Origin of the sequence: Mycobacterium sp. (assembly GCF_047975165.1) — a bacterium.
GTDB lineage: Bacteria > Actinomycetota > Actinomycetes > Mycobacteriales > Mycobacteriaceae > Mycobacterium.
The window spans coordinates 1-12,688 of the sequence record NZ_JBKECZ010000101.1 but is presented as its reverse complement, the minus strand read 5'-3'; the positions used below and the strand labels follow the sequence as shown (position 1 = coordinate 12,688).

14 protein-coding genes and 1 pseudogene are annotated in these 12,688 nt (G+C 66.7%); 5 read left to right on the top strand and 10 right to left on the bottom strand.

The window, feature by feature from the left end; all coding sequences use genetic code 11:
- Positions 1–8: 8 nt before the first annotated feature.
- Entirely contained in the window at positions 9–1,607 is a 1,599-nt protein-coding gene (locus ACK5M9_RS10960) for a Na+/H+ antiporter (protein ID WP_416893201.1), read from the bottom strand.
- Positions 1,608–1,654: 47 nt separating this feature from the next.
- Between ACK5M9_RS10960 and ACK5M9_RS10955 the strand changes: the two genes are divergently transcribed.
- The gene (locus tag ACK5M9_RS10955) at positions 1,655–2,392 is read left to right on the top strand and encodes a DsbA family protein (RefSeq protein ID WP_416893200.1); all 738 of its coding nucleotides are present in this window, start codon (positions 1,655–1,657) and stop codon (positions 2,390–2,392) included.
- Positions 2,393–2,397: 5 nt separating this feature from the next.
- On the opposite strand, the gene ACK5M9_RS10950 is transcribed toward ACK5M9_RS10955, so the two are convergent.
- The 3 genes from ACK5M9_RS10950 to ACK5M9_RS10940 all read right to left on the bottom strand — a co-directional run bounded on the left by ACK5M9_RS10950 (position 2,398) and on the right by ACK5M9_RS10940 (position 5,665).
- Entirely contained in the window at positions 2,398–3,540 is a 1,143-nt protein-coding gene (locus tag ACK5M9_RS10950) for an acyl-CoA dehydrogenase family protein (RefSeq protein WP_416893199.1), read from the bottom strand.
- 15 nt (positions 3,541–3,555) lie between these two features.
- Entirely contained in the window at positions 3,556–4,101 is a 546-nt protein-coding gene (locus ACK5M9_RS10945; RefSeq protein WP_416893198.1) for a TetR/AcrR family transcriptional regulator, read from the bottom strand.
- Positions 4,102–4,273: 172 nt separating this feature from the next.
- Positions 4,274–5,665, bottom strand: coding sequence for an FAD-binding oxidoreductase (locus tag ACK5M9_RS10940; protein WP_416893197.1), 1,392 nt, complete (start codon positions 5,663–5,665; stop codon positions 4,274–4,276).
- A gap of 161 nt (positions 5,666–5,826) precedes the next feature.
- Between ACK5M9_RS10940 and ACK5M9_RS10935 the strand changes: the two genes are divergently transcribed.
- Entirely contained in the window at positions 5,827–6,093 is a 267-nt protein-coding gene (locus tag ACK5M9_RS10935; RefSeq protein ID WP_416893196.1) for a hypothetical protein, read from the top strand.
- 25 nt (positions 6,094–6,118) lie between these two features.
- On the opposite strand, the gene ACK5M9_RS10930 is transcribed toward ACK5M9_RS10935, so the two are convergent.
- Complete coding sequence (locus tag ACK5M9_RS10930; RefSeq protein ID WP_416893195.1) at positions 6,119–7,921, bottom strand: serine/threonine-protein kinase PknD; 1,803 nt, start codon at positions 7,919–7,921, stop codon at positions 6,119–6,121.
- Positions 7,922–8,026: 105 nt separating this feature from the next.
- Positions 8,027–8,452, bottom strand: a complete 426-nt coding sequence (locus tag ACK5M9_RS10925) for a DUF6636 domain-containing protein (RefSeq protein ID WP_416893194.1) — start codon at positions 8,450–8,452, stop codon at positions 8,027–8,029.
- A gap of 79 nt (positions 8,453–8,531) precedes the next feature.
- Between ACK5M9_RS10925 and ACK5M9_RS10920 the strand changes: the two genes are divergently transcribed.
- Positions 8,532–9,281 (top strand): Rv3717 family N-acetylmuramoyl-L-alanine amidase, encoded by a 750-nt coding sequence (locus tag ACK5M9_RS10920; protein ID WP_416893193.1) that lies wholly within the window; start codon positions 8,532–8,534, stop codon positions 9,279–9,281.
- Between the two features lie 29 nt (positions 9,282–9,310).
- On the opposite strand, the gene ACK5M9_RS10915 is transcribed toward ACK5M9_RS10920, so the two are convergent.
- Together ACK5M9_RS10915 and ACK5M9_RS10910 are read right to left on the bottom strand one after the other, a co-directional pair.
- Complete coding sequence (locus ACK5M9_RS10915; protein WP_416893192.1) at positions 9,311–9,646, bottom strand: DUF202 domain-containing protein; 336 nt, start codon at positions 9,644–9,646, stop codon at positions 9,311–9,313.
- A complete protein-coding gene (locus ACK5M9_RS10910) occupies positions 9,643–10,026 on the bottom strand; it encodes a YidH family protein (RefSeq protein WP_416893191.1) in 384 nt (127 codons plus the stop codon). The genes ACK5M9_RS10915 and ACK5M9_RS10910 overlap by 4 nt, the downstream gene beginning before the upstream one ends.
- Positions 10,027–10,125: 99 nt before the next feature.
- On the opposite strand from ACK5M9_RS10910, the gene ACK5M9_RS10905 reads away from it, so the two are divergent.
- Positions 10,126–10,758, top strand: coding sequence for a class I SAM-dependent methyltransferase (locus ACK5M9_RS10905; protein ID WP_416893190.1), 633 nt, complete (start codon positions 10,126–10,128; stop codon positions 10,756–10,758).
- 214 nt (positions 10,759–10,972) lie between these two features.
- On the opposite strand, the gene ACK5M9_RS10900 is transcribed toward ACK5M9_RS10905, so the two are convergent.
- Positions 10,973–11,197, bottom strand: a complete 225-nt coding sequence (locus ACK5M9_RS10900) for a hypothetical protein (protein ID WP_416893189.1) — start codon at positions 11,195–11,197, stop codon at positions 10,973–10,975.
- 128 nt (positions 11,198–11,325) lie between these two features.
- Here ACK5M9_RS10900 and ACK5M9_RS10895 point away from each other — a divergent pair, with 128 nt between their 5' ends.
- Positions 11,326–12,411 carry a dihydrodipicolinate reductase gene (locus tag ACK5M9_RS10895; protein ID WP_416893188.1) on the top strand — a complete coding sequence of 362 codons (1,086 nt, stop codon included), beginning with the start codon at positions 11,326–11,328 and terminating at the stop codon, positions 12,409–12,411.
- Positions 12,412–12,425: 14 nt separating this feature from the next.
- On the opposite strand, the pseudogene ACK5M9_RS10890 reads toward ACK5M9_RS10895, so the two are convergent.
- Positions 12,426–12,688, bottom strand: a pseudogene (locus ACK5M9_RS10890) (hypothetical protein); the annotation flags it as partial.

Sequence of the window (12,688 nt, the reverse complement as noted above, 5' to 3'; positions counted from 1 at the left end):
CTTCGGCGTCACCGCTCGGTGTCGGCGGGGTTCAGCAGGTGCAGCTCCTCAAGATCCATCACCAACTGCACGTCGCGCAACACGATGTCGTCGATGAGGTTCTGATTGCGCAGGGCGGTGACCGCTTGTCGCTGGCGGTCGAGGACGGCAAGTCGCACCCTGCGAGCCAGCGAGGAGTTTTCGGCCACGTGACTGTCGGCGGCGTCGTCGGCGTTGGACTTGACGATCGTGTACCACTCGTCGTATTCGGCGGTGAGGCGCTTGAGCAGCGCCGGGCCGACTTTGAGTTCCGCGGCGACCTGCGGCAGGGCCTCCCGGGCGGCTTCCGCGGCGCGTTCCTGGGCCAGCTGCATTTCGCCGGCCTGGGCGACGTCCTCGGGGAGTTTGGCCCACTTCAGGACCAGCGGCAGGGTGCTGCCCTGGACCACCGAGGTGATCAGGATGACGACGACGACCACGAAGATGAGCAGGTTGCGGTGGGGGAACGGGGTGCCGCTGGGCAGAGACACCGGCACCGCCAGGGCCGCGGCCAGCGACACCGCCCCCCGGAATCCGGCCCAGCTGGTGACGCAGCGCTGCCGGAAAGGCACATTCTGATGAGGCCGCTTGGAGATCGTATCGATGACGCGCCCCAGCAGCGCGGACATTTCCACCCAGAAAATCCTGGTTGTCACCACTACCCCGGTGACGGCCAGGGCCAGGATGGTCGCGTATTTCAACCCGTGGCCGGAGATGTCGGTGATGTGCTCGATCGAGCCCGGGATCTGGACGCCGATGAAAACCCATAGCGAACCGTTGATCAGGAATGTCGTGGTGGACCAGAAGGTGTAGGACTGCATGCGGGAACGCGCACGGATCACCTCCGGCCCGGTGTAGGCGAGCACCAGCCCGGAGATCATGACCGCGACAACGCCGCTGCATTCCACGGTTTCGGCCAACAGGAACGCCGCGAAGGGGGTGAGGATGCTCAGGGCGGCCTCTTCCAGGGGCGCATCGATTTTTCGTCGGGTCAGGGTGACCAGCCCGCCGATCAGCAGGCCTGCCATAATCCCGCCCAGGTAGGACAGCGTGAATCGGCCGACCAGGGCGGCGGGGCCGATCTGCCGGGCGCCCTCGGCGACCGCGATCGTCACGCTGAAGAGCACCAGCGCGGTGCCGTCGTTGATCAGGCTCTCGCCGCGAAGGACGGTCACGGCGCGCCGCGGCATCCGTTTGGCCAGCCCGGCGACGGCGGCGGCATCGGTGGGCGAGATCACGGCGCCCAACACGGCCGCGGTGTGCGACTCCATGCCCAGGCTGCGGGCCGTCCAGGACACGGCCACGGCGGTGGCGATCACCAGGCCGATGCTGGACATGACGATAACGCGCAGATTCCAGCGCATTTCCCGGAAGCTGGTGTTCAGGGCCTCCCAATACAGGATCGGCGGGAGGAACAGCAGGAGAACGATCTCGCCGTCGATCTGGACGTCGCCGAAGCTGGGGATCAGGCCGAGCAGCGTCCCGAATAGGATGAGCAGGACCGGCGGACCGACGCGGAATCGCTGACCGGCCACGGTGCCGACGATTACGGTGAAGACCAGTGCGACGATGACGACGAGCCCGAACACCAGTCCATCGTGCCGTATGAGCTGTTAGTCGATACCAGGAGCCGGTAGTGAACGCCAAAGAGTCGGACGGCACGGAATCGGACAACGCGGACTTCCGCACGGTGGATTTCCACTTTGACCCGATGTGCCCGTTCGCCTACCAGACGTCGCTGTGGATCCGCGAAGTTCGTGCCCAGCTGGGTATCGGCGTCGACTGGCGGTTCTTCAGCCTGGAGGAGGTCAACCGGGTCGAGGGCAAGAAGCACCCGTGGGAGCGCGACTGGTCCTACGGCTGGTCGCTGATGCGGATCGGCGCATTGCTGCGCCGATCGGACATGGCGTTGCTGGATCAGTGGTATTCGGTGATCGGCCGCGAGCTGCACGTGCTGGGCGGCAAACCGCACGATCCCGTGGTGGCGCGCCGGCTACTGGGGGAAATCGGCGCCGATCCCGCGATTTTCGATGCGGCACTCGACGATGCGACCACCCACGACGAAGTCCGCGCCGAGCACGGCCGGGTTGTCCAGGCGGGGGGTTACGGCGTCCCGACGCTGTTCCTGGATGGGCAGTGCCTGTTCGGCCCGGTGCTGGTCGATCCGCCGGCGGGTGCCGACGCACTCAAGCTGTGGAACGTGGTCACCGGCATGGCAGGGTTGCCGCACGTTTACGAACTGCAGCGGCCCAAGTCCGCGGCCGATGCGGAGTTGATCGGGCGCAGTCTGCGGCCCTATCTCGACGGCCGCGATTGGGTCAGCATCAATCGCGGCGAGGTCGTCGACGTCGACCGGTTGACCGGACGGCAGTGACCGGCTCAGACCATCGCCGTCCGGGGAATCTTCAGCCCGATCGCCAGCGCGCCGGCGAGCTCTCGGCTGGTGTCGTAATCGAAGATCACATGGCCGGCGATCACGTCGGCGTCGCGCTTGGCCCGCTGCAGCGGATTGTCCAGGAAGTGCGCGCTGGCGCCGGACGCCTCCAACAGGTAGTTGATCACCGCGCGGGATTCCCGCACGATGTGCGCCGCCGCCAGGCGGGCGTCGGCCCGTACAGCACGTGAGACCCGGTCTCCGCCGGCCAGGATCTCCGCGATACGCCCGGTGGTGTCGGCCAGCAGTCCGTGCAGCGCCCGCAACCGCACCTGCGCCTCGCCGACACGGGCCTGCGCGGCGGGCTTGTCCTGCTGCTTGCTGCCCTCGTAGGCGATGACACGCTCGGAGATCCGCCGGGTGAAGATTTCGGTCACCCGTTCGGCCGCGCCCAATGCCGGCATTGCCGCGGTGAGCGCCAGTGCCGGAACCATGGGCCACCGGTAGGTTGTCGCGTCGTGCAGGCGCGCTCCGGGCGCGGTGCCGCCGTAGATGTCGGCGACTTTGGCCAGGCGGTGCTCGGGGACGAAGACGTCGTCGATGACGACGTCGTTGGATCCGGTGGCCCGCATCCCGTCGGTCTGCCACACGTCGACGACGCCGATGTCCTCGATGGGGAGCAGGGCGAGCGCCGGGTAGATGGCGTCGTCGGGACCGCACAGCGCACCGACCATGATCCAGTTGCCGTGCATCACCCCGGTGGCCCAGGACCAGCGTCCGCTCAGCCGGATTCCACCGGCGGCCGGCGTCCCCCGGCCGGTGGGCGCCAGCGGCGCCGGGGCCAGGAACGGTGTCGTCGCGAACCCTTCCTGTTGGGCCTGCTCTTCGAACAGGGCCAGCATCCAGTTGTGCAGCGCGTAGAACGAGGCGGTCCAGGCGGTGGAGGCGCACCCGTGGGCCATGCGGCGCACCGGATCGAGGATCGCGGTGAACTCCGCCTCCTGGCCGCCGTAGCGCTTGGGCTTGAGCAGTTCGGTGAACCCGGTGCCGATGAGTTCGGTGACGGTGTCGTCCGGCAGCCGTCGCAGCTCCTCGGCCTCCTGGGCACGCTTGGCGATCCGGTCGATGAAGTCGTTGTCAATGTCCATACCTTTTAGTATGGTTCATGGACGTAGCATGAAGTCAAGAAATTTTTCCCGCTGCACCTTCGATTGGGGCTTCGATCCGGACATGTGCAGCAGGCCGATGCCGGCTGCGAATGCGGTGGTCGCCCGCATCTCGGCCTCGATATCGTCGAAGCCGTAGTCGTAGAACGCGTTTCGAACGAGCTTGAGCAGCTTTCGGTCGGCTGCCCGCATGGCCGTGGCGACGGTGGCGTCGAACCGGGCCCACTCCCGCATGGCTCGTTCCAGTGTCCACAGCCGCGGCCGGACCAGCGACGCAATCATTGCGGCCAGTCGTTCGCGCGGTTCGACATCGCTCATCGCCTCGATGCCGCGGCGCTCCTGGTCCTTCAGCTGCGACCAGGATTCGATGAGCGCGCTCCGGTATCCGGCCATGTCGGCGAAATGCCAGTAGAAGCTGCCCTTGGTGACGTTCAGCCGGGCGGTCAGCCGGTCGAGCTTGAGCGCGTTCAGACCTTCGTCGGCCACGATCGCGTAGCCGGCCTGCAGCCAGTCGTCGATCGTGAGTCGGCTGCTGCCCGGCATGGACTGTGAGCCTAGCGGCCGGGTGGGCGCCGGGGTGGCCGGGTTCGTCGCCGGTCGGGTTTGATGACACTTGCATTATGGCGCCAGGCCCAGCGTGCAGGTCAAGGACGTGCCCGAGGATGCTCATCGAGTCCTGCCCGGCTGACGGGCGGATGCCCGTTGAGCGTCCGGCTCAGTCCTCGCCCGTTCCGTCGCTGAACATCACCGCGGGGTTGAGGATCCCCGCCGGGTCGAAACCCTGCTTGATGCGGCGCATCAGGGCGATCTTGGCGGGGTCTTCCAGCCGGAGGAAGTACGGCGTCTTGACCTTGCCCAGGCCATGTTCGCCGGAGATGGCACCACCCAATTCCATTGCCAGCGTGAAGATGTCGGTCATCAGCTGTTTGCGCTTCACCGGGTCCTTGCACAGGATCGCCATGTGCACGTTACCGTCACCGGCATGCCCGCAGCCGGCGGCGCCGCCGCCCACCGCGGCGGCCATCTCACGGACGGCAGCCAGGAATTTCGGCATCGCCAAGCGCGGCACCACGGTGTCGATGATGTCGTCGGCGCCGATCGCCTTGGCCGTCCAGAACGCGCTTTCGCGAGCCTCGATCAACCGGCGTGCCGCACCGCCGTCCAGCACGTAGCAGTCGGTCGCACCCAACTCGGAGAGCAACTCACCGGTGTGCTCGATGTCCTCGTCCAAGCGATCGGAAGTCCGGTTCTCCAGTCCCACGACGAGGTAGGCCAGGCAGGTGTCGCGTACCCGATCGGGGATGCCCAACTCCAGGCTCTGGGTGTGGACGATGGCGGCCATCGTCATGTTGTCGATGTACTCCAGGAGGTAGGGGGCCAAGCCGCTGGCGACGACCTGCGGTACCGCCGCCATCACCTGCTCGAAGTCGGCGAACGGGGCCAGTACGGTGGCGCTGTTGCCCAGGCGCGGGTGCAGTTTCACGATCACCTCGGTGGCCAGCGCCAGTGTCCCTTCGGAGCCGATGATCAACTGAGTCAGGTCGTAGCCCGTCGACACCTTGGCGATCTTGCCGCCGGTGCGGATGATCTCTCCCGTCGGCAATACCGCCTGAAGCCCGAGCACGTTGTGCCGGGCCACCCCGTACTTGACCGCGCGCATACCGCCGGCATTGGTGCCGACGTTGCCGCCGACACTGGAGGACAACTCGCCGGGGCAGACCATGTAACCCAGCCCGGTGTCCGCGGTGGCGGCGTCAAGTTCGGTAAGGGTCACCCCGGGTTGAACCACGGCAACCTGATTGCCGGTGTCGATCTCAAGCACCTTGTTCATCCGCTCGAACGAGATCACCAGGCCGCCCTCCATGGGGCTCGCGGCGCCGCACAGGCCGCAGCCCGATCCCCGGGCCGTCACCGGGATGCGGTGGTCGGTGGCGGCCCTCAACAGGCCGGCCACTTCCTCGGCGGTAGCCGGCTTGGCCAGGTAGGCGGGCTGCTGCGGTGGCCGGGTGAATTCCTCGTCGTGGGAGTAGTCCTCGGGGATCGCGTCGCCGGTCAGCAGGTTGTGGTTGCCGACGATCTGGGCCAACGTTGCTGCGATCTCACTCATCCCGGGGCCTTCCGCTTGCGGTGTTCCCAACGGGGGTCCAATCTATCGCGGGTGCGGACCCCGGAGGCGAATCATATGGTTGATTTTCGCGGTCGTTATTTCATGGCGCGATGCGCGCGCCTCACCGACAAGTCTCAACTAGAGCTTTACCCTTTGGAGCCATGATGGTTCGGGGGTGTTCGGTTCTGCCGGAACACGAAATTCTGTCCTCCTTGGATTTCGAGACCGAGATTCCGTGCATCTGCCAGAAATTCTGCGACGCAGCCGAACATCCGGCGCACTGGTGGGTCACCCTGTCGTGCGGCTGCCGGTACCCGTTCTGCCGGAAGGCGCTGCAGATCTCGAAGATCCGGCTCAAAGTGCGCTCGCTGACCTGCAGGCTGTGCTCGGCGCGTGACATTGCGATCAGGAGCGTGCGGCGCACCTAGGTGTAATGGCCAGGGTGCGCGGCGGCTATTTGGGTCGCAGCGCAACGATTTGGCTGTTGCGGCCGCCGACATAGACGGTGCCCGCCCTGTCGACCGCCAAACCCCAGGGATAGTCGAGACCGGTGAAGCGCAACTCGATCTGGTTCGAGGATCCCTTGGGGAGTTTGAGCGTCCGGTTGTTGCCGGTGTCGTTGACATAGACGGCGCCCTGGTTGTCCAAGGTGACACCTCCGGGTTGCTTGAGGCCGGTGAAGGGCAGCGTCACCTCGCTGTCCGAACCCGGGGGCAGCATCAGCACCCGGTTGTTCCCCCCATCGCCGACATAGACCGTGCCGGTGCTGTTGGCCACCAGGCCGGTTGGACTGTTCAGGCCGGTGAAGGGCAGCGTGGTCGGCTTGGTCGAACCGTGGCGCAGCGCCACAATACGATTCTTCGCGGTATCGGCGACATAGACGGTGCGGCTGCCGTCGACCGACAGGCCCGTCGGATTGCCCAGGCCGGAGAACGGCAGTACCTGCTGGGTTTGCGAGCCCGCCCTAAGCACCAACACCCGCTTGTTGCCGGCGTCGTTGACGTAGACCGAGCCGGTGGCATCCGCCGTCACGCCCGTGGGGTGCTTGAGGCCGTCGAACGGCAGGATGACCGGGGTCCGGGCGCCGGCGAACAACGCCAGAATCCGATTGTGCGGGGTGTCGGCGACGTAGACCGTGCCACCGTTGTCGACCGACAGACCCTGCGGATCCTGCAACCCGACGAAGGGCAGCGTCACCTGCTCGAACTCTTGAGTCGGGGGGCCCGACTTCCCGAAGACCAGCAATGCCGTCGCGACCACCGTGGCGGCGAGGATGATGGCGGCCGGGATGAGTGCGGCCTTGCGGCGCCACCAGCGCTGCCGGGGCGGTGCCGCCGGAGGCTGGATCTGGATCTGGGGCCGGGGCTGGGGTTGGAGCGGCGGTGGCTGTTCGGGCGGCTGAATCGGCGGCTGGCGCCCGACGGTGGGGCCGGCAGCTCGGGGCGAGGCGGCCAGCGCGTGGCGGGCGGCCAGTGCCAGCGCGATCGCGGTGTCGAATCGATCCGCCGGCTGCTTGGCCATGCCTTTGGTGATGACCGTGTCCAACGACCGCGGCAAGCTCGGATCGGTGCGCGACGGCTGCGGCGGCGGACTGGTGAGGTGTCCGGTGATTTGTCTTTCCAGTGTGTACCCCGGGAAGGGATGCTGGGCGGTCAGGCACTGGTAGAGAACGCAAGCCAGTGAATAGACGTCGGACCGGGCGTCGACCGGTGTGGCGCCGAAGCGTTCCGGGGCCATGTAGTAGGCCGTACCCATGACATTTCCGGCTGTTGTCAACGCCAGATCCCCTGCGGCGCGAGCGATTCCGAAATCGATCAGGTAGGCGAAATCGTCGGCGTCGAGCAGGATGTTGGACGGCTTGACATCGCGGTGCAACAGCCCGTCGCGGTGCGCGGCATTGAGTGCCTTGGCGACCTGGTCGACGATGTCGACCGACCGGGCCGGCGACAGCGGTCCGGCGTCCAGCACCGCCTGCAGGTCGCGCCCCTCTATCAGGCGCATGTCCACGAACAATCGCCCGTCGATTTCCCCGTAGGTGTGGATGGGGATCAGATGCGGGTTGTTCAGCCGAGCGGTCGAATAGGCTTCGCGCCGGAACCGCTGCTGGAACACCGCGTCGTTGGAAATGTCGGAGGGCAGGATCTTCAGCGCTACCACACGCTCGGTGGCGGTATCGTATGCCCGCCATACCTCGCCCATGCCGCCACGGCCAAGCACATCGATAAGCCGGTATTTCCCGAACGACGTTGCCTGCAAAAGCCCTCCGTTGGTGTCCGCAGCAACATATTCGACGGCGATTGTCCCACGTCACGGTGGGGTGCGGAGTGCTCGTCCTCGGGCGTTGCCGCCCGAACCCTCCTGCTAGCCGAGTTCGAAGTCGCCGCGGGCGACGCGGAAATAGTGCCCGGTGCTGCTGTCGGCGCACTGCACGCCCGACTGTTCGCTGGTGCACGTGAGGGTGCCGGCAGTGACGGATTGGCCGTACTTGAGTATCGGCTCGCCCGGTGATGCCGTCGTGTCACCGTGGCAGGTGACGACGGCGGGCTTGCCGGCCCGCAACGAGAATCTGTTGCCGTACATCGTGGTCCCGTCACAGTCCGGGGGCGGCGGTGGGGGTGTGAAGGTGTATTCGGCGATATCGCATTCGGCCACGGTGCTGTCGAGAATGCAGGTGATGTTGCCCGACGGGGATTTGAAGAACGTGAAATCGGCGTGTGCGGTCGCCGGGACGAAGATCGCCGATGCGCCCGCCGCGGTCAATACCAGACCAAACGTGAGTACCCGCATTAGGCGAGTGTAGGCCACTTCGCGCCATCGGGCCTCTGTCGCGACGGGTGCCGGACGAGCCGGTTGTTACCATCGCGCGGTGATTCGATCTTCCAGGCGGGACGCACTGAAATGCGCCGCTGTCGCACCCCTGCTCCTGGTGGCGACGGCGATCGGCCCGCATGCCGCGGCCGCCGGGATCGAAGGAATGACGGTGTTCCTCGACCCCGGCCACAGCGGCGTCTCCGATGCGTCGATCAACCGGCAGGTCACCAACGGCCGGGGCGGTACGAAGCCGTGCAACACCTCGGGAACCGCGGCCGGCGACGGCTACCCCGAACACGCGTTCACCTGGGCCGTCGCCGACCTGGTCGCTATCAACCTGCGAGGCATGGGCGTCAACGTCGCGATGTCGCGCGACAATGACGACTCCGTCGGGCCCTGCATCGACGCACGCGCGGCAAGTGCCAACGCGGCCCAACCGGATGCGATCGTCAGCGTTCACGCCGACGGCGGACCCGCATCCGGCCACGGGTTCCACGTGAACTACTCCAACCCGCCCCTCAACGACGCCCAACGGGGTCCGGCCCTGCAACTCGCCGACGCGATGCGGTCCGCGTTGCTGGCAGCGGGTTTCCCGCCGGCCAATTACATCGGCTCCGACGGACTCAACGGTCGCCCGGACCTCGCGGGCCTGAACCTGGCCGAGTATCCGGCGGTGCTGGTCGAACTCGGCAACATGAAGAACGCCGAGGACGCCGCCACCATGGAAAGCGTCGACGGAAGGGCCCGATACGCCGATGCCCTCACCCAGGGGATCGTCGCGAATCTGCAAGCCAAGGCTGGGTAGAGCGGCTCGCTGCGGGCAGCCGGGAAGCTTCAGTGCAGCAGCGAAATCACCGCGGTGGCAACCAGCACCAGCGCCCCGATTCCCACGATGTGCACCTCACGGCGGGGCGTGATCCGGGCCGGCAGCGGCTGCATTCCGAGGGTCCGCTGGCGACGAAGCGCGATCAGGTAGGTGCACAGCGCGACACCGCACGCCAGGCTGGCCGGCACCACGGTAGTCAGCCGCAGGGTGCCCCCGTGCACATCCTTGATCGCCAGCACGGCGCCGTTGACCAGGAAGGCGAACGAGGTCCGCGTCCAGGCCAGTGTTGTTCGTTCGGCCTGCAGGCCCGGTACCGCCGAACTTTGCGGCTCGGTCGCGCTCAACCCGCGACCACCTTTGCGATCACGAGACCCAGCGTGATCAGCCCGAGCACGATGAACCCGATCGCGAGAAAACCGGGAGTCGGGTGGCGCGGCAGCGGCACTCCGCGGCGCATCGCGGAGTCTGCCTGACGCCAGCGTTTCAACCCGATCCCACTGGTGCAGGTCGCCAGCGTGGCCAGGCCGATGCCCAGCAGGTGACGCGCGCCGGGTACCGCCATCTCGGGGACCAGCTGCACCAGCGCGACAGCGGCGGAGAGCAGCCCCAGTGCGGTGCGCTGCCAGGCCAGGAATGTCCGTTCGTTGGCCAGGGTGAACCGGTAGTCGGGCTCCTGTTCGACCGGGGCGGTATCGACGCTGTTCTCGCTGACCACAGCAGACATCGTAGATACCAGGCGGAGGTTTGCACCCCTTGGCATGATGCCGGGGTCGGGGCTGGTGCTCCCGTGATACGTTCGGCGCAGTTCGAAGCAAGGATGCGGATGACAGGCGCACCGCCATATGTCGAGACACTCCGTCGCCGTTCGGCCCAGCGGATCATGAGGCCCGCTGAGCGAACGCGCGAGCGGGCCCGGGGGCTCGGCGGGTATGTCGGCAAGGGTGAAAGCGTGCTCGATGTCGGCTGTGGGACCGGGCGGTTTTCGGCCTACCTGCGGGAGATGTACGGGGTGGCCCCGACCGGAATCGACGTCCTGGATTCCCGGCTGGCCGAAGTGGCCGATATCGATTTCGAGGAATTGGACTTCGAGGAATTCGATGGGACTTCGATCCCGTTTCCGGACAACTCGTTTGACCATGTGGTCGTGAACGAGGTGCTACACCACAGTCGAGATCCGGTGCGGCTGATCGCGGAGTGCGCTCGGGTTGGCCGTCGCCACGTCATGGTTTTTGCGGCCGTGCCCGACGGATTCCTGGGCAAGGTCGCGCTCTATGCGCGCGTGCGCGCGTCCGCCGACAGCCGCCGCTACCCGTTTCGTCCCGCCCGGACGGCCGAATACCGCGAAGCGCTGGCATGGCTGGGCTCCACCGCGGCCCACGTGACCCGCATCCCGCAGCCAGCCGACTCGGCGGTCGGTTACCAGCGTGTCCTGTTCGTCTACGAACTCACGCCGTGATCAGGGCGGCCGACGGCCCGGCCTGTCCCACACGGGGCGCTGGGCACGGGGCACTGGGCACTGGTCAGTGTGAGCAGACCGCCAAACCGGGCGTCCCGGTGGACTGCGCGTCGTTGACCGCCGCTCCGTCGAGCAGGATTTTGCAGGCGATGGTGCCCGGCCCCTGCGCGGTGAGCACAAACACCTGGCCGGCGAACGCGGTGAATTCCGTCGATCACGGAAGCTGCACGTTCGACGCGTGCTGTTGGCCTTTTTCGGACTGCCAGGAAATCGCCGTGGCGACCCCGGTGCCGCTGACCTCGTAGCGGACTTGCGGGTAGCCGGGCCCGCCCGGGTCGGCCTGGGCCATGCCGCAGCTGGCCGCGAACCCGGTACCGAGGGCGAGCACTGTGGAGAGTCCGCTGTCGCGCATCCGATGGAATACCGATCGACTGGTCATGGTGCCCCATGGTGTCACTACCGGCTACGCAGCACCAGAGGGCAGCTGCCATTGGTTCAATACCGGCCGGGGTGCCGCATAGGGTGAGGGGGCGAGGAAGGTGATGTCGGGATGCCGGGACAACAGTGATGCCGCGACCAGAAGTCAAGCGGGTTGTCGTGTGGGGTACCGGCTTCGTGGGCAAGATGGTCATTCCCGAGATCGTCAGCCATCCGCGATTCGAGCTGGTCGGCGTGGGCGTCAGCAACCCGGCGAAGGTGGGTCGCGACGCCGGCGACATCTGTGGGCTGTCTGCGCCGGTCGGTGTCAACGCCACCGACGACGTGGACGCGTTGGTCGCGCTGAATCCGGATGCGCTGGTGCACTACGGCCCTACGGCCCTGCACGCCGGGGATAACATTTCGCTGATCACCAGGTTCCTGCGAGCCGGCATCGACGTGTGTTCGACGGCGATGACGCCCTGGATCTGGCCGGCTATGCAGCTGAACCCGCCGAATTGGGTCGAACCGATTGCCAGGTCCTGCGAAGAGGGCGCCGCGTCCTGCTTCACCACCGGTATCGACCCGGGCTTCGCCAACGACCTGTTCCCGATGACCCTGATGGGCTTGTGCTCGCAGGTGCGAACGGTGCGGGCCTCGGAGCTGCTGGACTACACACACTACGAAGGTGACTACGAGCGGGAGATGGGTATCGGCCGTGAACCCGAGTTCAGCCCGATGCTGGAGAACCGCGACGTGTTGATCTTCGCCTGGGGCGCTACCGTGCCGATGATCGCTCACGCCGCGGGTATCACCCTCGACGAGATCACGACGACCTGGGACAAGTGGGTGACACCCACTGACCGCCCGTCCGCGAAGGGAGTCATCAAAGCCGGCACGGTCGCAGCCGTCCGGTTCACCATCAATGGGATCTACCGGGGCGACACTCGAATCCAGCTTGAGCACGTGAACCGGATCGGACTCGACGCCGCACCGGACTGGCCCACGGGCAACGACAATGACGTCTACCGGGTGGAGATCGAGGGAACCCCCAGCATTTCTCAGGAGACCGCCTTCCGGTTCACTGACGGCTCAGGCCGCGACGCCGCCGCTGCCGGGTGTCTGACGACCGGGTTGCGGGCACTGAACGCCGTGCCGGCCGTCAACGACCTGCCTCCCGGCTGGGTGACCGCGTTGGACCTGCCGCTTATTCCCGGCGCAGGCACTATCCGCTGATCGGGGACTGTTGGTCAGGAGGGCCCGGCGTTCCCGGTTTCCCTGGCCTGCCCGGCCTGCCTGGTCTGCCCGGTCTGCTCGGCCTCGGCTGCCCCGGTCGGCCCGGCCTCGTCTTCCCCTGTTTCCTCGGCTTGCCGGCGGGTGAAGTGTCGTTCGGGGTGGTGGAAGTTGTTGACGCGGGGTTGTCCGGTGTCGAGGTGTGGGGGTGGGATCCATTCGGTGTGGCCGCGACTGTTTTTTCGGGTGGTCCAGCCGTTTTCTGCCAGGCGGTTGTGGG

What these genes read in the sequence shown, in the direction of transcription:
- ACK5M9_RS10950 (WP_416893199.1), bottom strand. Translation starts at nt 3,540, where the DNA reads ATGGACATTGACAACGACTTCATCGACCGGATCGCCAAGCGTGCCCAG.
- ACK5M9_RS10935 (WP_416893196.1), top strand. Translation starts at nt 5,827, where the DNA reads ATGATGGTTCGGGGGTGTTCGGTTCTGCCGGAACACGAAATTCTGTCC.
- ACK5M9_RS10910 (WP_416893191.1), bottom strand. Translation starts at nt 10,026, where the DNA reads ATGTCTGCTGTGGTCAGCGAGAACAGCGTCGATACCGCCCCGGTCGAA.
- ACK5M9_RS10925 (WP_416893194.1), bottom strand. Translation starts at nt 8,452, where the DNA reads ATGCGGGTACTCACGTTTGGTCTGGTATTGACCGCGGCGGGCGCATCG.
- ACK5M9_RS10905 (WP_416893190.1), top strand. Translation starts at nt 10,126, where the DNA reads ATGACAGGCGCACCGCCATATGTCGAGACACTCCGTCGCCGTTCGGCC.
- ACK5M9_RS10940 (WP_416893197.1), bottom strand. Translation starts at nt 5,665, where the DNA reads ATGAGTGAGATCGCAGCAACGTTGGCCCAGATCGTCGGCAACCACAAC.
- ACK5M9_RS10900 (WP_416893189.1), bottom strand. Translation starts at nt 11,197, where the DNA reads ATGACCAGTCGATCGGTATTCCATCGGATGCGCGACAGCGGACTCTCC.
- ACK5M9_RS10895 (WP_416893188.1), top strand. Translation starts at nt 11,326, where the DNA reads ATGCCGCGACCAGAAGTCAAGCGGGTTGTCGTGTGGGGTACCGGCTTC.
- ACK5M9_RS10945 (WP_416893198.1), bottom strand. Translation starts at nt 4,101, where the DNA reads ATGCCGGGCAGCAGCCGACTCACGATCGACGACTGGCTGCAGGCCGGC.